At 35.3% G+C, this 18,339-nt stretch carries 23 protein-coding genes; 18 read left to right on the top strand and 5 right to left on the bottom strand.

Annotated features, from left to right (window positions below; genetic code table 11):
* From ctaF to A6J74_RS24895, 3 genes are all read left to right on the top strand, one after another.
* A complete protein-coding gene (gene ctaF, locus A6J74_RS24885; protein ID WP_001007827.1) occupies nucleotides 1-333 on the top strand; it encodes a cytochrome c oxidase subunit IVB in 333 nt (110 codons plus the stop codon).
* Nucleotides 334-419: 86 nt separating this feature from the next.
* Nucleotides 420-1,325 (top strand): cytochrome c oxidase assembly factor CtaG, encoded by a 906-nt coding sequence (ctaG, locus tag A6J74_RS24890; protein WP_000069006.1) that lies wholly within the window; start codon nucleotides 420-422, stop codon nucleotides 1,323-1,325.
* A gap of 242 nt (nucleotides 1,326-1,567) precedes the next feature.
* On the top strand, nucleotides 1,568-2,566 hold the full coding sequence (locus A6J74_RS24895) for a formamidase (protein WP_000535796.1): 999 nt from the start codon (nucleotides 1,568-1,570) through the stop codon (nucleotides 2,564-2,566).
* Nucleotides 2,567-2,612: 46 nt separating this feature from the next.
* Here the strand turns inward: A6J74_RS24895 and A6J74_RS24900 are convergent, their stop codons facing one another.
* Nucleotides 2,613-2,978, bottom strand: a complete 366-nt coding sequence (locus tag A6J74_RS24900; protein ID WP_001160934.1) for a YugN family protein — start codon at nucleotides 2,976-2,978, stop codon at nucleotides 2,613-2,615.
* 206 nt (nucleotides 2,979-3,184) lie between these two features.
* Between A6J74_RS24900 and A6J74_RS24905 the strand changes: the two genes are divergently transcribed.
* From A6J74_RS24905 to A6J74_RS24930, 6 genes are all read left to right on the top strand, one after another.
* Nucleotides 3,185-4,219: a CAP domain-containing protein gene (locus tag A6J74_RS24905; protein ID WP_000735382.1), complete on the top strand. Its 1,035-nt coding sequence runs from the start codon at nucleotides 3,185-3,187 to the stop codon at nucleotides 4,217-4,219.
* Between the two features lie 111 nt (nucleotides 4,220-4,330).
* The gene (ylbD, locus tag A6J74_RS24910) at nucleotides 4,331-4,777 is read left to right on the top strand and encodes a YlbD family protein (protein WP_001143329.1); all 447 of its coding nucleotides are present in this window, start codon (nucleotides 4,331-4,333) and stop codon (nucleotides 4,775-4,777) included.
* An 11-nt stretch (nucleotides 4,778-4,788) separates the two neighbouring features.
* Entirely contained in the window at nucleotides 4,789-5,034 is a 246-nt protein-coding gene (locus tag A6J74_RS24915; RefSeq protein ID WP_001206442.1) for a YlbE-like family protein, read from the top strand.
* A 77-nt stretch (nucleotides 5,035-5,111) separates the two neighbouring features.
* On the top strand, nucleotides 5,112-5,684 hold the full coding sequence (locus tag A6J74_RS24920) for a histidine phosphatase family protein (RefSeq protein ID WP_000134950.1): 573 nt from the start codon (nucleotides 5,112-5,114) through the stop codon (nucleotides 5,682-5,684).
* 114 nt (nucleotides 5,685-5,798) lie between these two features.
* A complete protein-coding gene (locus tag A6J74_RS24925) occupies nucleotides 5,799-6,251 on the top strand; it encodes a YlbF/YmcA family competence regulator (RefSeq protein ID WP_000634357.1) in 453 nt (150 codons plus the stop codon).
* Nucleotides 6,252-6,376: 125 nt separating this feature from the next.
* Nucleotides 6,377-6,643 (top strand): YlbG family protein, encoded by a 267-nt coding sequence (locus A6J74_RS24930; RefSeq protein WP_002093356.1) that lies wholly within the window; start codon nucleotides 6,377-6,379, stop codon nucleotides 6,641-6,643.
* A gap of 56 nt (nucleotides 6,644-6,699) precedes the next feature.
* On the opposite strand, the gene A6J74_RS24935 is transcribed toward A6J74_RS24930, so the two are convergent.
* Complete coding sequence (locus tag A6J74_RS24935) at nucleotides 6,700-7,089, bottom strand: DUF7147 family protein (RefSeq protein WP_000616007.1); 390 nt, start codon at nucleotides 7,087-7,089, stop codon at nucleotides 6,700-6,702.
* Between the two features lie 649 nt (nucleotides 7,090-7,738).
* Here A6J74_RS24935 and rsmD point away from each other — a divergent pair.
* A complete protein-coding gene (gene rsmD / locus A6J74_RS24940; protein ID WP_001266984.1) occupies nucleotides 7,739-8,305 on the top strand; it encodes a 16S rRNA (guanine(966)-N(2))-methyltransferase RsmD in 567 nt (188 codons plus the stop codon).
* Nucleotides 8,302-8,793 carry a pantetheine-phosphate adenylyltransferase gene (coaD, locus tag A6J74_RS24945; RefSeq protein ID WP_000200597.1) on the top strand — a complete coding sequence of 164 codons (492 nt, stop codon included), beginning with the start codon at nucleotides 8,302-8,304 and terminating at the stop codon, nucleotides 8,791-8,793. The genes rsmD and coaD overlap by 4 nt, the downstream gene beginning before the upstream one ends.
* Here the strand turns inward: coaD and ylbJ are convergent.
* Complete coding sequence (ylbJ, locus tag A6J74_RS24950; RefSeq protein ID WP_000273078.1) at nucleotides 8,785-10,014, bottom strand: sporulation integral membrane protein YlbJ; 1,230 nt, start codon at nucleotides 10,012-10,014, stop codon at nucleotides 8,785-8,787. The two genes, coaD and ylbJ, sit on opposite strands and share 9 nt — an antisense overlap.
* 113 nt (nucleotides 10,015-10,127) lie before the next feature.
* On the opposite strand from ylbJ, the gene A6J74_RS24955 reads away from it, so the two are divergent.
* Complete coding sequence (locus A6J74_RS24955) at nucleotides 10,128-10,919, top strand: patatin-like phospholipase family protein (RefSeq protein ID WP_000662585.1); 792 nt, start codon at nucleotides 10,128-10,130, stop codon at nucleotides 10,917-10,919.
* The gene (locus tag A6J74_RS24960) at nucleotides 10,912-11,937 is read left to right on the top strand and encodes a SepM family pheromone-processing serine protease (protein ID WP_000476315.1); all 1,026 of its coding nucleotides are present in this window, start codon (nucleotides 10,912-10,914) and stop codon (nucleotides 11,935-11,937) included. Before A6J74_RS24955 ends, A6J74_RS24960 begins: the two co-directional genes overlap by 8 nt.
* 26 nt (nucleotides 11,938-11,963) lie before the next feature.
* Here the strand turns inward: A6J74_RS24960 and A6J74_RS24965 are convergent, their stop codons facing one another.
* Nucleotides 11,964-13,145, bottom strand: coding sequence for a nucleotidyltransferase (locus A6J74_RS24965; protein WP_002048873.1), 1,182 nt, complete (start codon nucleotides 13,143-13,145; stop codon nucleotides 11,964-11,966).
* 213 nt (nucleotides 13,146-13,358) lie between these two features.
* Between A6J74_RS24965 and A6J74_RS24970 the strand changes: the two genes are divergently transcribed.
* The 3 genes from A6J74_RS24970 to A6J74_RS24980 all read left to right on the top strand — a co-directional run bounded on the left by A6J74_RS24970 (nucleotide 13,359) and on the right by A6J74_RS24980 (nucleotide 14,730).
* A complete protein-coding gene (locus A6J74_RS24970) occupies nucleotides 13,359-13,859 on the top strand; it encodes a YceD family protein (RefSeq protein WP_000872142.1) in 501 nt (166 codons plus the stop codon).
* 61 nt (nucleotides 13,860-13,920) lie between these two features.
* A complete protein-coding gene (gene rpmF, locus A6J74_RS24975) occupies nucleotides 13,921-14,094 on the top strand; it encodes a 50S ribosomal protein L32 (RefSeq protein ID WP_001984764.1) in 174 nt (57 codons plus the stop codon).
* A gap of 129 nt (nucleotides 14,095-14,223) precedes the next feature.
* Nucleotides 14,224-14,730, top strand: coding sequence for an RsfA family transcriptional regulator (locus A6J74_RS24980; protein ID WP_000246458.1), 507 nt, complete (start codon nucleotides 14,224-14,226; stop codon nucleotides 14,728-14,730).
* 33 nt (nucleotides 14,731-14,763) lie between these two features.
* Here A6J74_RS24980 and A6J74_RS24985 read toward each other — a convergent pair whose 3' ends face one another.
* Nucleotides 14,764-15,237: an N-acetyltransferase gene (locus A6J74_RS24985; protein ID WP_001212123.1), complete on the bottom strand. Its 474-nt coding sequence runs from the start codon at nucleotides 15,235-15,237 to the stop codon at nucleotides 14,764-14,766.
* A 294-nt stretch (nucleotides 15,238-15,531) separates the two neighbouring features.
* Between A6J74_RS24985 and panE the strand changes: the two genes are divergently transcribed.
* Both panE and bshC read left to right on the top strand, forming a co-directional pair.
* On the top strand, nucleotides 15,532-16,416 hold the full coding sequence (gene panE / locus A6J74_RS24990; protein ID WP_002093362.1) for a 2-dehydropantoate 2-reductase: 885 nt from the start codon (nucleotides 15,532-15,534) through the stop codon (nucleotides 16,414-16,416).
* Between the two features lie 79 nt (nucleotides 16,417-16,495).
* Nucleotides 16,496-18,112, top strand: coding sequence for a bacillithiol biosynthesis cysteine-adding enzyme BshC (gene bshC / locus A6J74_RS24995; protein ID WP_000405028.1), 1,617 nt, complete (start codon nucleotides 16,496-16,498; stop codon nucleotides 18,110-18,112).
* Nucleotides 18,113-18,339 lie beyond the last annotated feature (227 nt).

Below are 18,339 nucleotides of genomic sequence, written 5' to 3' on the forward strand. Positions count from 1 at the left end.
ATGGCGATAAGACAAACAAATAATCCTAAGGTGGATCTTGTTTATCGGAAGAGAAAAAGTGCAGAGGAGATGAAGCACCAAGTTATTACGTTTGCGCTAATGATTTTCCTGACATTAGTTGCATTTGTAGCGGTAGCATATCCAAAAACTTTTAGTCCAACCTTCTCTGTTCCGTTTATTTTACTATTAGCAGTGGTGCAAGTGATTTTTCAATTGTATTATTTTATGCATATGAGCCATAAAGGGCATGAGGCTGCAAGTTTCTTTCTGTATTCTGGCCTGTTAATAGGATTAATTACAATTTTAGCTTTTATGACAATCGTGTGGATTTGAAAAGTGAAGAATAAGGGGGCTTGTGTTGTCACAGCCCCCTCTTCACATTATGTGGAAGGATAACCATTAGGAAGGTGGGGGTGACAATGAGTAACTTATGGATATTTGGCTTTCAAGCTTTATGGAGTCCATTCTTTTTATTATTTATGCTTTCGATTCTTATTGGATACTTCTTAATTATTGGACCATATAGAACTCGATTTGAAAATGCGACGAAGGTAAGTAAAAAGCAAATTTTTTATTTTACGTCTGGAATTGTTCTTTTGTATTTTGTAAAGGGTGGACCTATTGATTTAATTGGCCATATTATATTTAGTGCACATATGTTTGAAATGGCAGTCATGTATATTGCAGTTCCGCCTTTATTATTACTTGGTATACCAGTTTGGTTATATCGTTATATTACTTCTTTTAAGCTAGTTCAGATTGTGTTGAAAATTTTTGCTAAACCGCTTATTGCATTGTTTGTATTTAATGGACTGTTTTCTTTTTATCATTTGCCAGTTGTTTTTGATGCAGTAAAACAAAGTCAAATTGCCCATCCGATTTGCCTCGCTATATTATTTTTTGCGGCAATCATGATGTGGTGGCCGATGTTAAATCCGTTACCAGAATATCAAACGTTAAGTGATATAAAGAAACTTGGTTATATGTTTGCTAACGGTATATTATTAACGCCAGCTTGTGCATTAATAATTTTTGCAACTGCACCGTTATTTGCAACGTATACGGATTCAGCTGCTTGGATGAAAGCGATGGAACTATGCGTACCTGCGGGAACTTTATCAGAATTAAATATAACTGGACCAGAATTTTTGCACTGGATGCCAGTAGTACAAGACCAACAAACGGGCGGTATCATTATGAAAATTGTCCAGGAAATAGTGTACGGTACGATTATCGGCTATGTATTCTTTAAATGGGCGCGTAGAGAACGCGAAAAGGATAAGGAGCAGTTGCAACAATTGCCGCCATATTTACAGACTAAGTAAAAAAGTGTATGGGATTCCATATGCTTTTTCTTTTTTTTTAGTTTTAGCTTTAGGTATTTATAAAAGATTGAATTTTCAATCTTTTTGTGTTAAGTTAGTGTTGGCGTGTACTAAAAGTGGATATAAAATTTACTACTAGCTTTCATGCGTAATAATTCCATATGTAGTGCAAGTTTTTTAGAGAGTTACAAATTTATATTGTTATCTTTAATAAACACGAACTATTTTAAGGGGGAATTTAAATGGGTAGTAGCGGAAGTATGGTAAAGCCGATTAGTGGTTTTTTAACAGCGTTAATTCAATATCCAGTACCGGTAGTAGAGTCACGTGCAGACATTGATAAACAAATTAAACAAATCATAAAAACAATTCATTCAACTAAATCAGGTTATCCTGGATTAGAATTAATAGTATTTCCCGAATATAGTACACAAGGGCTCAATACAAAAAAATGGACTACAGAAGAGTTTTTATGTACAGTGCCTGGGCCAGAAACAGACTTATTTGCTGAGGCATGTAAAGAATCTGAAGTGTATGGTGTTTTTTCTATAATGGAAAGAAATCCTGATGGTGGAGAACCTTATAATACAGCGATTATTATTGATCCACAGGGTGAAATGATTTTGAAGTATCGTAAGTTAAATCCTTGGGTGCCGGTCGAGCCTTGGAAAGCTGGAGATTTAGGCTTACCTGTTTGTGATGGACCTGGAGGGAGTAAATTAGCTGTTTGTATTTGTCATGATGGCATGTTCCCTGAAGTAGCCCGTGAAGCAGCCTATAAAGGCGCGAATGTCTTGATCCGTATTTCTGGATATAGCACACAAGTTAGTGAACAATGGATGTTAACCAATCGTTCAAATGCATGGCAAAATTTAATGTATACATTGTCAGTGAACTTAGCGGGTTATGATGGTGTATTTTATTACTTTGGTGAAGGACAAGTATGTAATTTTGATGGGACTACTTTAGTGCAGGGGCACCGAAACCCTTGGGAGATTGTTACTGCCGAAGTATATCCAGAGCTAGCAGATCAGGCTAGATTAGGATGGGGGCTCGAAAATAATATATATAATTTAGGCTCAAGGGGATATGTAGCGACTCCTGGTGGAGTGAAAGAGAACCCGTATACGTTTGTAAAAGATTTAGCTGAAGGTAAGTATAAAGTTCCCTGGGAAGATGAGATTAAAGTGAAAGATGGATCCATTTATGGGTATCCAGTTAAAAAGACGATTCATTCTTAAGGAAGATAAATAGAACAAGCGCATCATATTGATGCGCTTGTTCGGTTTACTCAATAATTTGAAATGCTTTTAACTCTTTTTCGACATTTTGTAGGAGTTGTTCGCTTTTTTGGAGTACATTTGTTGGGAAAGTCTCATCATCACCATATTCAACACCGTGAGGATAATAATGTTTTCCTAATAAGGGAGGGAGTAGTTTTACTTCAGCGTGTCTGCTGCCAATGTCGCCTTCAACAGCAACTCCGCGCACTCGTAAGTAATAAATATCCTTTAATATTTCAAATTTATAATCGTATGTAACTCTTTCGTAATCCCACTGTCCAGCTAGTACAAAATGGTTCTTTTCCATAATCTCAGTTAAAAGGGATAAATCAACGACGGCCCCATTAAATTTCGTATTTGTAAATTGCATATAATACCTCCTTTTTTAATGTTACATCATTATTTTTATAATAGTATGAATAATAAGAAAGTGCAATTCATATTGAGAGAAAAGGGATAATCCAGACTTTTTTTGTGAAAATATGATATAGTGAAAAGAGTACGGTACACACAAAAAAGGAAATAAAAGGATTTGTGTATATCTCAATTTTATGTTTTGTGCAGGAGGTATATCGTTTGAAGAAATTATTGCGTATCGTAATGATTACATTTTTAATTTTAGCTGTTGATTTATACGGGAAATTACTCGTTTCACAATATATATTAACCCCATCTCAATCAAAACAAGAAAATAAAATTGTGAAAAAGAAAAAACAAGTCGATGAGGACTCCTCAGACACTGTTTTAAATATGATTGGTGGAGATTCTGAAAATCTATTGGCAAAGTGGGGAGAACCAGCTCGAATAGAGCCATCTGCTTACGGTTATGAATGGTGGGTGTACAATCAAGATTTAAATCAGTACGTTCAATTTGGAGTTGCTGAACGTAAAATTGTAACAGCGTATGTTGCTGGTGAACAAGTTAAGGTACCGCCTTATTATATAAATGAAAAATATGAAGATGTATACAAAAAGAATCCGCTCTCGCATGAGATTTCATTAAAAAGAGGGAAGAATAGTTATCAATTTGAGTTATCTGATACGGAAGTAATGGAACAGCCGTTAGTACCTGTAGAAGATGGATGGGCACAATTATATTTTGATCATTTCACACATGAACTCGTTGGTGTTCGTTATATGGATGATGAAACGTTATTGCGCCAAAGACCGTATCAGCTTGTTTATTCAGGTGAATTAATAGCAGAACAACCATTAACACCAGAAAAGATGAAACAAGTAGAGAATGGGAATATGCAACAAATTTTTGATTTAACAAATATTATTCGAAGTCGTCATGAACTACCATTGTTAACGTGGGATCAACAAACAGCAGATGTTGCTATTGGACATAGCAAAGATATGAAAGACAATAATTACTTTTCACATGATTCACCTACATTAGGCACGTTAGGAGATCGTTTACAACGAGGACGAGTAGGGTTTCAGCTTGCTGGTGAGAATATAGCGGCACAACATAGTGATGGAATTGCGGCGGTACAAGGTTGGTTAAATAGTGAGGGGCATAGAAAAAATTTATTTAATGAACAATTTACCGGATTAGGTGTTGGGGTATATGATAAATTTTATACGCAAAACTTTATTCGAAAATAAAGTGAAACTTTAAGTAGTGTAAAAAAGGTGCATGAATCGTCTAAAAATAGGCGAACCATGCGCCTTTTTTTTCTTACAATATAAGTAGATATACATGAAGAGGTGAGGATTATGCCAACAACAAAAGGACCGTTACATCCATCGGTTCAACAGTTTAAAGAATTTGTAAACCATCACCCTAAAATGGTTCATGACGTTAGAAGTGGTCAAAAAACTTGGCAGCAATTTTATGAAGAATGGTACTTACTTGGTGAGGAAGATCCAATATGGGCAACTTATAGACCTGATGGAGCGCCTGCCTTTTCTTCAGTAAAAGAAAATAAAAAAGAGAAGGAAAAAGACAATCGAACTGAAGAGGAAAAAACTGCTGATGTGATGGGACAAATGCTTTCTTTTTTTAAAAAGCTAGATGTGGAACAAATGCAGCATCATTTAGCTAATGTGACGAGTGCTATCGGGAGTGTGCAACAAGTTATTCAACAGTTTCAAGGAAGTCGCACGCAACAAGAACAAAGTACTTCCAAAGAAAATAATCCATTTTTCTTTCAAAAGGATTAGGGGGAAAGATGATGAGAGAAGAACTTATGGAGTTTATAAAGGCTGATGAGGACTTATCGCGTTATATTAGGGAGCAGCCATACTGGTATAGGAAGTTAACCCGAAATCCTGAAGAAAAAGAAGCTTTTGAGCTGGCTGCTATGCAACATTTCAAAAAAACGATACCAGATAAAGTAGAAAAATTTCAAAATCAATTGGCGGTTGCTTCGATCATGATTGATATGTTTCAGTATATGAAGCAGCAAAATACGACATAATTGGAAGGGAAAACTATGTCCGTCATGCAGAACTTTTGTTACAATAGAAGCGGATTATTTAAAAAAGGAGTTGCAGCATGACGGAAATTTGTTTAGTACGACATGGACAAACTGATTGGAATTTTCAAGAGATTATTCAGGGGCGTGAAGATATTCCACTTAATGAAGTTGGGAAAAAGCAAGCGAGTCAAAGTGCGGCTGCTTTGCAAGTAGAATCGTGGGATATTATTATAAGTAGTCCGTTAATTAGAGCACAAGAAACGGCTAAGGCAATCGCAGAGGCAGCTGGATTACAATCCATTTTATTAGATGAACGATTTGTTGAACGGAATTTTGGAGAAGCTTCAGGGAAGCCGGTTGCGACTGTTAGAGAGTTAATTGCGGAGGGTAAAGTAGAAGGTATGGAGTTAGATAAAGAAATTGTAGCTCGTTGCTTTGCTGCTTTAGAAGATGTTGCAGTAACTCATTCTGGTAAACGTATTATTATTGTTGCTCATTCACATGCGATAAAAGCTATTTTACATGCAATTGCACCAGATGAAATTACGTTTAAGACCCCGTTAAAAAATGCATGTATTAGTTATGTGAAAGAAAACGGCGGAGAATGGGATGTTCTTAAATATAATATTGCGGAACATATTAATGTATAAGCGTATCTGAGATTGTTTGAAAATAGTTAGAGTCATATCTTTCTTTTAAGTGAGTCACTTCAATTAGTAGTTCTATTCTAAATGTGGTATGATGAATACTCGGAGGTGTCTCTCATGATTGTAGCGACGCTAGAAAGCGTATTAATATTAGATAAGGCAGAGCAGCTTGCAAAAGCGATCATCTGTTCAGATATAGCAGAAGATTATCGTAAGTGTTATAAAGAATTGCATGAGGATGTGGAAGTTCAGACATTAATTCAGCAATTTACAGCGATGAAGGAACGATATGAGGAAGTGCAGCGTTTTGGGAAATACCATCCTGACTATACTATCGTGTCAACAAAAATGAGGGAATTAAAGCGTTCTGTAGACTTGCATGATAAGATTGCAACCTTTAAACGAGCAGAAACTGCTTTACAAAAGTTATTAGATGAAGTTAGTGTAGCAATTGGTTCTGAGGTATCCTCTTCTATTAAAGTTCCAACAGGAAATCCATTTTTCGATGCTGGTGGCTGTGGCGGAGGTTGCGGTACTGGCGGAGGTTGCGGTTGTAAAAAAACGGGGTGATGTACCCCGTTTTTTAGAAGATGTAAGAAAACGTATACAGAGTTTGTTTCATTATGTCATAAATTTCTGGTTAGTTTTCAAAAATATAAAATATAAGTTTTTAAAAGGAGAAGATGGAGAAGATTATGTTCGGGCAACGACAAAGTATGATTGTTTATTTACATTCATTGAAACATGCCAAGATTTTAAGAAAATATGGTAACATACATTACATATCAAAACGATTAAAATATGCCGTTGTATATTGTGATATGGAACAAATTGAGCATATGATGCATAAGTTGAATAAACTTCCTTTTGTGAAAAAGATAGAACAGTCGTACCGTCCGTTTTTAAAAACGGAATTTGAAAATTCCCGTCCTGATCGGGCAAAAGAATACGATTATAGTTAAAGTAAAAAAATCCCCTGCTACGTTTAGCGTGGGATTTTTTTACTTTAAATAAAGTGTTATTTCATTGGAGGAATGAAATTATTCATTCGTAAAATACCAATTAGATGATTGAAAAATAGTTCTTTTTCTGGGAAAGTTGTGGACGGTTTTACAGTAAATGTGGTCACTTTTTTTCCTAGTTTTTCTGCCATTTCTTCAAATAAAATGACACGTTTACTTTTTTTATTTTCAGGCATAGGAATACCTTCACGACATATGTATAATGGCTGGAAATCACCAGTAGTGGTCGGTTTTAATATTACAACAAGCGAGCATACTTTCTTTTCGTTTTTAATTGTTTCAAATTGTAACATATGTGTTATACGTTCTTGGTTTGCTTTGGCAATTTCAAGTAATTCATATAAATCAGAGTAGCCTTCTCCAAGTTCTATAAAGCGTTGAATCATATCTTTTCCTCCTCTTTCTTTTACTGTACCATCTCACTTTTTAAATGAAAAGTAGACAAAGAAAAAAAACCCTGCAAAGCAGGGCCCTTCTTATACTAGTATGTACTAGTAAGAAGGCAAAGGGAGAGGAGAAACCGGAGGAAGAACTTATGGGGAAACGTAAGTCTTCTCCGCGGTTGGCAACAACATCGAAGGTGATGTTGTTATAATTATTTATGTCCAATCTAAATGAAGATATACATAATGAATTTAAATTTTATGTTTGGCTTTTTATTTTTCTTTTTTTTATTTTATGATAGGATAAAAAAAGATAAAGTGAAACTTTAATCAGTGGGGCATCCCCGCTGATTATTAGCCTTCACTAATCGGGCGTTTACGGGCAGTTAATTTCCCACCTCACTTTTTGTTCTAACCGAATTTTGAGTTGGGAGTTTTACTGCCCGTTAATGCGGGGGAAAGTGGAATTAATGTACATAATGGGTTTGTGTTAGCGAATGGCGAGATAAATACATAAAAAATGACGAGCGGTTATTTTTAGAGAAAGTTTCTTATGGATAGGTGAAAGTTACATATAGTTTTGCAGCGGTTACTGAAGTGGGAAATTATTTTATAAGCGCTCGATAGATTGAAATAAAGGTAGTGACAACAGATGAGAGTAGTTTCAGGAAAATGTAAAGGGCACCCACTTAAAGCGGTTCCCGGCAATACAACACGTCCAACGACGGATAAAGTAAAAGAATCTATTTTTAATATGATAGGCCCTTATTTTGATGGTGGTACCGCTCTTGATTTATTTGGCGGTAGTGGTGGCCTTGGAATTGAGGCTATAAGTAGAGGGATTGAAAAAGCGATTTTTGTTGATCGAGATAGTAAAGCGATAAAAGTCATTCATCAAAATTTAGAAAGTTGTAGAATACATGAACAAGCTGAAGTGTATCGAAATGATGCAGAGCGTGCGGTGAAAGCGCTCATAAAGCGTGAAATGTCATTCGATCTTATACTAATAGATCCTCCATACAAAGATCAAAAAATTGTATCTTTGATTAGTGTGATGGATCAACATGGATTGCTACATAGAGATGGATTAATTATGTCAGAGCATGGTAATGATGTTGTTTTACCTGATTCTATAGGGAATCTTGTAAAAGTAAGAGCTGAAAATTATGGGATTACAGCAATATCGATTTATAAGTATGAAGGTGAGGAGACAGAATGACAAGTATAGCTATTTCTTCAGGGAGTTTTGATCCAATTACCCTTGGGCATCTTGATATTATTAAAAGGGGAGCAAAAGTGTTTGATGAAGTGTACGTAGTTGTTTTAAACAATTCATCAAAAAAACCATTCTTTTCAGTTGAAGAACGTCTAGATTTAATTCGAGAAGCAACAAAGGATATCCCAAATGTAAAAGTGGATTCGCATAGCGGGCTATTAGTGGAGTATGCAAAAATGCGTAATGCAAATGCAATTTTACGTGGTTTACGAGCGGTTTCTGACTTTGAATATGAGATGCAAATTACTTCTATGAATCGAAAATTAGATGAAAATATTGAAACCTTTTTTATAATGACAAACAACCAATATTCATTTTTAAGTTCGAGTATTGTGAAAGAAGTTGCGAGGTATGGAGGAAGTGTAGTAGATCTTGTGCCTCCTATTGTAGAGCGTGCTTTAAAAGAAAAGTTTCAAACCCCGTTAAAGTGAACGGGGTTTTTCTTTATTCATGCGTAAAAACAATAAGATAACATATAAGTATAAACAAAATAATGTGAAAATCGGTCCGTAGTGTACAAAAGATGTCCAAATTTCAAGTAGTGTAGAAGAATGATTGGATAAAAATACGGGAATATCTTTTTCCATAGGTGAGAAAGAACTTACTTTCTCATAAAAAGGTTTCCAAAATATAAACGTAAAAATAGGAGCAAGAATACTTTGGATAAGTCGTGCGAAAAAATATGGCTTAAATCGGATATCCGTTTCAGCTAGTATGCTAGCAACTTGTGCCTGAATTGAAAGGCCGCTAAATGCTAAAATGAAGCTTGTTACCATCGCTTGTTGCAGAAGGGGTGTTTCATTTATTTGACTAATCATTTGGCTTCCGAGTGTCATTTCAAAAATACCTGATAATATCGGAATACTAAAATCAGTACTTAGTTGGAAGAATGATAAAATATGTTGCATAATAAAAGAAAGAGTTGCTGTAATATGGAATACAGTAATCATTTTGTTTAACACAGAAAATAAAATAATAAATCCGCCAATCATAAGTAATGTTTGAATGGAAGAAACGATAGCGTCCCCAAGTAATTTTCCTATTGGTCTTTTTTCTTGCAAGCGTGTTTGGTGAAGGATTGAAAAAGGGTTTTGAAAAGGACGTTTTTTAGTAGTTTGTTTATCATTTGTGTAAGATGTGTTATGCCCGTAAAAACGCATTATTAATCCGACGGCAAAGTTGCTTAAATAATGTGCAGCAGCTAGTACGATTCCTAATTTCGGATTATTGAAAAAACCGATAGAAACAGCTCCAAAAATAAAAAGTGGATTAGAAGAGTTTGTGAAAGATACGAGGCGCTCGGCTTCAATTTGTGTTATTTGATCGCTTTTTCGCAGTCTAGCGCTTAATTTGGCGCCAGCAGGGAACCCTGAGGCCATGCCCATTGCCCAAACAAATCCACCTATTCCTGGAACGCGAAAAAGTGGTCGCATGAGTGGTTCTAATATAACGCCTATAAATTTTACAACACCGATACTAATTAGAAGTTCCGCAATGATGAAAAACGGTAATAGTGAAGGGAATACAACTTCCCACCATATATTTAACCCTCGAATGGAAGCTTGCAAAGCAGCTTGGGGGTGGAGTACAAGAGAAAAGGTTAAAAATAGTGTTGATATGGTAAGGAAAGCGGTTTTCCATTTTTCATACATGTAAGTAAATCCCCCTTTGTCCCAAAAAACGTTCATTTCAGTATACGTGGATACGTGGTGAATTTAGACCATAAGTATGAAAAAGGGATGAAAAAAATTAAAGGGTGAGAAAAATGAAAGAACCGAAGATTGGTTTAGCGCTTGGATCTGGGGGAGCGAAAGGATTTGCTCATATTGGCGTTATAAAAGTTTTAAGGGAAGCGGGTATCCCGATTCATATGATTGCAGGGAGTAGTATGGGGGCCTTAATAGGTACATTTTATGCAGCTGGCTGTAACGTTGAACGATTGTATAAATTGGCGACTGTTTTTAAGAGGAAATACTATTTAGATTTCACGGTACCAAAAATGGGGTTTATTGCTGGTAAACGTGTCAAAGATATGATTAAAATGTTTACATATAATAAAAATTTAGAAGAGTTAGATATCCCGACAGCTGTTGTGGCTACTGACATATTGAAGGGGGAGAAAGTGGTTTTTACAAGTGGTCCTGTTGCAGATGCGGTGAGGGCTAGTATATCTGTCCCTGGAGTGTTTGTGCCAGAAAAGGTAAATGGACGATTATTAGTAGATGGTGGAGTGATTGATCGCATCCCAGTTTCGGTTGTAAAAGAGTTAGGTGCCGATATTGTTATTGCTGTTGATGTATCTCCGATTAAGGTGAATGGTGAGGTTACATCTATTTATGATGTAATTATGCAAAGTATTGAAATTATGCAGCATGAGCTTGTAATGAATCGGCAAATTGCATCAGATTTAATGATGCGACCAGCTGTGGAACAATTTAGTTCACGTGCTTTTACAAACATTGAAGACATTATTCGAGTCGGAGAAGTAGAAGCAGAAAAACATGTTTCAAATATTTATTTATTAATTGAGCAGTGGAAGGAGAAACATAATGTTTAAGCGTTTTCGGTTTATATATGCAATCTTAATAGGTGTGATATTGGCGATGTTACTTGTTTATGTGCGTTTACCGTACTATGTAACAAAACCAGGAATGGCTGCGAAATTAGAGCCGTATGTCCAAGTTGAGGGTGGAACAAAAGAATCTGGTGATTTTATGCTTGTAACGGTTTCGATGGGGCCGGCAAATGTGGTGAATTTAATAGCGGCACAATTTAATAAATATACACATGTTTCGAAGGCGGAAGAAATATTGCAAAGGGGCGAGAGTGATGAAGAATATCAATTCCGCCAAAATTATGCAATGAAAGACTCGCAAAATGCAGCAATTTATAATGCGTATAAACAAGCGAATCGTACTGTTTCTTTTGAAAATAAAGGTGTATTAGTTGCTGGTGTAGCGAAGGGTATGCCGTCAGAGGGGAAGCTTAAGCTTGGAGATATCATCATAGCTGTCGACGGAAAAACATTCGAAAAGACGGATCAATTTATTGAGTATATGACAGGGAAAAAAGAAGGAGATACAGTAAATATTGAGTACATGCGAGGCGGAAAACAGTTAAAAGAAAATTTAAATGTAAAGACAATTCCTAATGGAAATGGCCGCGTAGGTATAGGTGTCTCTATCGTGACGGAAAGAGAGTTAGTAGTAGATCCGAAAGTGAAAATTGATTCCCATGAAATAGGTGGGCCATCAGCAGGCTTAATGTTTACATTAGAAATATATAATCAACTTGTGGAAGAAGATTTAACAAAAGGACATGAAATTGCTGGAACAGGTACAATTAATGAAAAGGGAGAAATTGGCCCAATTGGTGGTATACAGCAAAAAGTGGTAGCTGCTAGTGATGCGGGTGCTGAGGTGTTTTTTGCGCCAAATGAAAAAGGTGCGGAGAAATCCAACTATAAAGATGCACTTGAGGCTGCGAAAGATATTAAAACAAAAATGAAGGTTGTACCAGTGGATACGCTGGATGATGCGTTGAAGTATTTGGAAAAAATGGGTGAGAAAAAATAAACCTCTCTGAAATAGAGAGGTTTTTCTTATAGAAACGTTGTAGTTGTTTCATCGTAACGAATTGGATGGTGTATTACGTCTTGTTTTAGTAGTTGTGTCCGTAATGGTTCTTGCATGATAGAGAAATATACAGAATTTGCTTTTCGCTCTATATGTAAAGTAGGATGGTCAAAACTTTTTGTATGAGTAAGGATTGGAAGTTCTATTTTTTTCTTGTTTTTTGAAATATAAGTTTGTCCTTTTTGTGACATGCCGAGTAGACGAATATACGGTGCATGTTGTTCTATATTTGCCATATGCATCTCTTCTTTTGTCGTGTTTGTTAAAATATGTGTACAGGCTCTTTGTAATCTAGTCCATGTATAACGTTTTGTTTTTAATGCTTCCATGAATGAGTGGAAGGAAGAGCTGTTTTGTATTTTTGATAAAATACGATGCTCTAAACCTTCTTCGATTTCATATATATGTCGTAAGTCCCCTGGAGACATCGTCATAAGTTTGTATTTAAAAAATGAAAAGTATTGTTCCCAATTATGTAATATCCCGAAGTTTTGTTTATAAGTTGCTAAAAGAGAAGCGGTTGCTTTCGGGATAAAAGGCTCAATTTCTGTAAATGAACCATTTTCGCTAAAGAGTTGTTTACGAATACTCGTTGCACTTGCGATATGTTGGTTACTAAATGTTTCATCGTGATAATGAGATGCGTATCTTTTTATAGTTTGTGCTTGCATAGAACTATTTTGCGCCAGAATTGCTTTTATGTATTGAAAGCCTAAAATGTTATTTGGTTGTGACATATCGATGTTTTTTTTGGATGGTAAAATGTGTAGAAAGGCTTCAGATGTAGCTTTGGCGTAACTATTACCTGCGCTCATAAATTGCTTTACGAGACGATTAAAAGTCGCTTCTTCGTTTTTTTGTACAGAGATGGTATTATAAAAATTTTCGATTTGTCCATCTTCACTGCCAAAACAAATTTCAGAAACGCGTAAGGCATTTAAGATGGAAATAGCACCATTTGCAAAAGTTTCAGCTTTTTGTGTTGCGAATGCGTATGGAAGCTCTACAATAAGGTCTACACCGCTTGCTAAGCCCATTTTAGTGCGATACCATTTGGAAATGAGTGCGGGCTCACCACGCTGCAAAAAAGGGCCACTCATAACGGCAATTATAATATCAGAGTGTGTTAACTTTTTTGTTTGTTGCACATGATAATCATGACCGTTATGAAAAGGGTTATATTCAACGACAATACCACTGGCTTTTATGATAATCTCTCCTTTCGATGTAGCATCTTTTTGGAAAACATGATACTCTATATATTATTTACTATGATGACTTCATTATAGTGTAAAGAAAAAACATTGACAAATATAAAATGGCTAGCTATAATTTTGTTTGTTGCCTTGAGGTGATATGATATGAAATGGTCCATCCATCAATTGAATAAATTGAGAAATAAAGGATTGACATTGGATGAGATGGTAGATGTAAGTGAGCTAAAAGAGGTCGAGAAAGATATTCGTGAAATTAATCCTGTTCATGTAACAGGAAGAGTTGATTTTGGCTCCGGGAAGTTTACGTTCCATCTACATATAACTGGAAGCATGGTTTTACCATGTTCTCGCTCTTTAGTAGATGTGACATTACCATTTGACATTAAAACAACTGAGGTGTTCCAAACTTCAGAAGAAGAGTTTGAAACAGAAGCTGAAATTCATTGTTTAGAAGGAGAAGTACTTGACTTACTGCCCGTAATCAAGGAAAATATACTTTTGGAGATTCCAATGCAAATTTTCAGTGATGATGTTTCTGGTGGAGCACCGATGCAAGGTCAAGACTGGCAAGTGATTTCGGAAGAAAACAAAGAAAAGGCTGTTGATCCAAGATTGGCAGGACTTGCAAAGTTTTTTGACAAATAATCGGAAGACTGGTTTAGGCCTTCATATGAAAATAATTATTTCTTTTAAGGAGGTGGGAAGAATGGCTGTACCTTTTAGAAGAACTTCTAAAACAGTAAAAAGAAAGCGTCGTACGCATTTCAAATTATCAGTACCTGGTATGGTAGAGTGCCCAAGCTGTGGTGAAGCGAAATTAGCTCACCGTGTATGTAAAGCATGCGGTACTTACAAAGGTAAAGAAGTAATCAGCAAGTAATTGCGGGAAAATAAACGTAGAAGATATCTTCTGCGTTTATTTTTTTTGTTTTATTCTTTAGTTGTTGTATTCTATCTTTTCTAGTAACTGCATATGCTTAATAAAAAATGCATAGGGAGGACTAGAGAGATGGCGACAACAAGACAAGATGCTTGGACTGATGATGAAGATTTGCTTCTGGCAGAAGTAGTACTCCGGCATATTCAAGAAGGTGGAACGCAACTTTCTGCCTTTAAAGAAGTGGGAAGACATTTGTCTCGTACACCAGCAGCATGTGGATTTAGATGGAATTCTTACGTGAGAAAGCAATATAAAGAACGTATTGAAGAAGCGAAACAACTTCGTAAAGTAGAAAATTATGAAGTGAAAGAGACGGAGGTATTAGAGCCTACGTCAATTACACTGAATGATGTTATTGATTTCTTGCAAAATTATAAAGATGAAAACTCTTTAATGGTGTTGCAAAAACAAGTTGAATCGCTACAGACAGAGAGAGAACGACTTCTAGAGCGATTATCAGTATATGAGGAAGAGTATAGAACATTACTTGATTATATCGATCAAAAAAGAAGTGTAATGGTAGCGGAAAGAAATAGTGTTCGTTCGAATGGAAAGTTAGAGAAGTTAAAGAAATAAAAACAGCTGTTACGCAGCTGTTTTTTTTATTTCTTATGCAGATTCCTCGTTTGTAATCGCATTCATATTTGTTTCTGGATGCCAAATATAAAAATCACCATTAGTTACTGATACAGGTTGGAAATTTAATTTATCCCAAAAACCAGCTGAATGGATACGTGCTATCGTTTTAACTGGGAACTGTAGTTGTTTTGCATAATTCACAAGCATTTGTCCAAATCCTTGTTTTTGAAAAGTTGGTAACACTTCAAGTTTATAAAGTTCTAGGTAAGGGCCAGTAATGTCAAATGGTTCGCCACCATCCCTTTTCATATATAGACTCATACGTGCGATTAGTGATCCGCCATAATAAATACCATAAAATGGTGATTCGCTATTGTTTTCAATAATGTTTGCTTGTAACTCTTCCAACATAGATAGTTCTAGAGCTCCGCAACCTTTAAATTTTTTAAATTCATCTAATGTTTTATAATTGATGAGCAAGCGCTCAACTTTTGGGAATCTCATTACATCACATCCTTTTCTTATCTTGTTGAATCCAGAAAAGTAAAAATATTTATAATAATATTATAACTTATTTTTTTATTTTTATGAAGAAGATAGTATATTTCTTTTATTATTTTTTTGAGGATTTGCTAAACTAAGAATAGAAGCACGTTAATAGGTAGTATATACATAGTGAAAGAAGAGGTTGCATTTATCTGTTAGGAGTCAGTGCAAGCGTAGGATGTATGCATGTGAATTAGAAAGATATAAAGGGAGGGAAGGCAAGGAAATTTAATATGAATTCCTTGGGTGAAAATGAAAATTGGAATTGTAGGATCAGGTGCTATTGGTCTATTGTATACATTTTATTTACAAAAAAGTAATCAAGATGTCACGTTGTTTACAAGGACGGCTAAGCAGGCTGAAGAATTGAATAAAACAGGTGTAACTTGTATTAGAGATGGGAAACGTGAAACGGTATTTCCATCCATTTTACCGATAGAATATATGTTAGATCAGAAGTTAGATTATACATTTATTGCTGTGAAGCAATACCATATAAATGACATATTACCGTTTGTGCAAGGAGAATCATCATTAATCTTTTTGCAAAACGGAATGTCGCATCTTCATGCTATACAGAAAATAAGAAATGAGAATATAGCTGTTGGTATTGTAGAACACGGTGCGAAAAAAGAAGAAAGGTATACGGTCCATCATACTGGAATAGGTATAACGAAGTTTGGGGTAGTGCGCGGTCCATTTTTATATTTTAAAAAAGTATTCGATTATTTTCCTTTTGCTCATTTTCCAATTCAAATAGAGGCTGATTGGAAAGGTATTATGTACAAAAAATTAGTAGTAAATGTATGTATTAATCCATTGACAGCGTTATTGCGGGTTCAGAACGGTGAGTTAATTACGAATCCTTTTTTTTATCAAATGATGGAGCAAGTATTTAGGGAAGTTGCATTTCTTGTTAGTGAAGAACAAGAAATGGTATGGGAAATGGTACGAGGTATATGTGAAAGAACGTCTCATAATACATCATCTATGCTAGCAGATGTAAGAGCGAATAGACAAACGGAAATCGATGCAATTGTTGGATATGTGTTAGAGGAAGCTAAGAAACAGCAACGACCAGTTCCGACACTTCAATTTTTGTTCGATGCAATAAAAGGCTTAGAAGTAAAAGAATAAGTGTTATTCTTTGCTTTTACGTGAAACATTGACTACAATGTGGATTGGTGAGAGAACTGGATACGAAAGGAAGAATTATATGGAGATAAACGAAATCTCTGTTCCGCAACAAGGTATTGTAGCGGACTATATGAACGGTAAAAAAGAGATACAGTCGTGTTTTGATTATATGTTAACAGAAGTTGCTTTTAAACAACGTTTACATGATTTGCGTGAAAGGAAGTTTTTCCGCCAAGAGTTAGTAGCGCATTTATTAGAATATAATACAAAATTGCAAGCGGGAGAATCTACAATTCAAAATGTAAAAGCGCTTGGAGATGAAAATACATATGTTGTTATAGCTGGACAACAAGCGGGGTTATTAACTGGACCGCTTTATACAATTCATAAAGTTATTTCAATTTTACAGCTTGCAAAGGAAAAGGAAGAAAGTTTAGGCGTTAAAGTCGTTCCTGTATTCTGGATTGCTGGTGAAGATCATGATATGGATGAGATTAATCATACTTTTGTAACGAAAAATAAAAAAATAAAAAAGACTATTTTTCATGACCGTAATCCGAAAAAGGCGAGTGCTTCTGAGTCTGAACTGTCTGTTGAAGATTGTAGAAAATGGATGGAAGAGATTTTTAAAACATACCCAGAAACGAATTTTACAAAGGATGTATTACGATTTGTAGATGATGCTTTGAATAAATCGAATACGTATGTAGATTTCTTTGCTTACCTTATTACAAAAATGTTTGCTAATTCTGGTTTAATTCTTGTTGATTCGCATCATCCTGAATTAAGGAAGTTAGAGGTTCCATTCTTCAAACGTATTATAAGCAAGTATAAAGAAGTGCAAGAGGGGCTTCACAATCAGCAGGAAGTAATTAAAGAATTAGGGTATAAGCCAATTATTGAAACAAAGTCTAATGCAGTGCATATATTCATGGAAATCGATAATGAGCGAGTGCTGCTTGAAGACAATCAAGGAAAGTTTGTCGGAAAAGATGGGACACATTCTTTTTCATATGAAGAATTGATTGAAGAGTTGGAGAGAAGTCCAGAGCGTTTTAGTAATAATGTTGTAACACGTCCTCTTATGCAAGAGTATGTATTTCCTACGCTAGCGTTTATTGGAGGTCCAGGGGAGATAGCTTATTGGAGTGAACTGCAACAAGTATTCCATACTGTTGGTTTCCAAATGCCGCCTGTCGTTCCTCGTCTTACAATGACTTATATAGAGAGAGATATAGCGACAGATTTAAATGATTTACAGTTGCAAGAAAATGATCCGTTTTTACATGATGTAGATAAATTACGTGAAAACTGGTTGTCTGATCAAATAGAGGAACCAATCGACGATCGATTTATAGAGGCGAAAAAAGAAATTATTGATATTCATACATCATTACAACAGTTTGTGAAAAAAATAGATCCAGGATTAAGTGAATTCGCAGGGAAGAATGAGTTGAAAATTAATGAACAAATTGAACTGTTAGAAAGAATGTTGAAAAGAAATGTTGAGAAAAAACATGAAGTTCAACTAAATAAATTCCGCCGTATACAATGTGCAATTCGTCCATTAGGAGCTCCGCAAGAGCGCGTGTGGAATGTATGTTATTATTTAAATCAGTTCGGTTTGGATTTCGTTGATCGAGTGATGGAGAATTCATTTTCTTGGGATGGAAAACATCATGTTATAAAACTATAGAATCTTGCTCTTTGGAGCAGGATTTTATTTTTATTCTGTTGAATTTACTGTGAAGTGAAATTTTTCTGAATTATCATTTTGTAACTGGTAGAGATTGTATATATGTAGGATACTTAAATATATGACAAAATCACACAAAATGTAAACGTATTATTCTCTTTTTCGACAGTTTTTTATTTAAATTCCCGTAAAAAATGATAAAATTTAGTATATAATAAAAGAAAATA

Source organism: Bacillus sp. FDAARGOS_235, assembly GCF_002073415.2.
GTDB classification, from domain to species: Bacteria; Bacillota; Bacilli; order Bacillales; family Bacillaceae_G; genus Bacillus_A; species Bacillus_A toyonensis.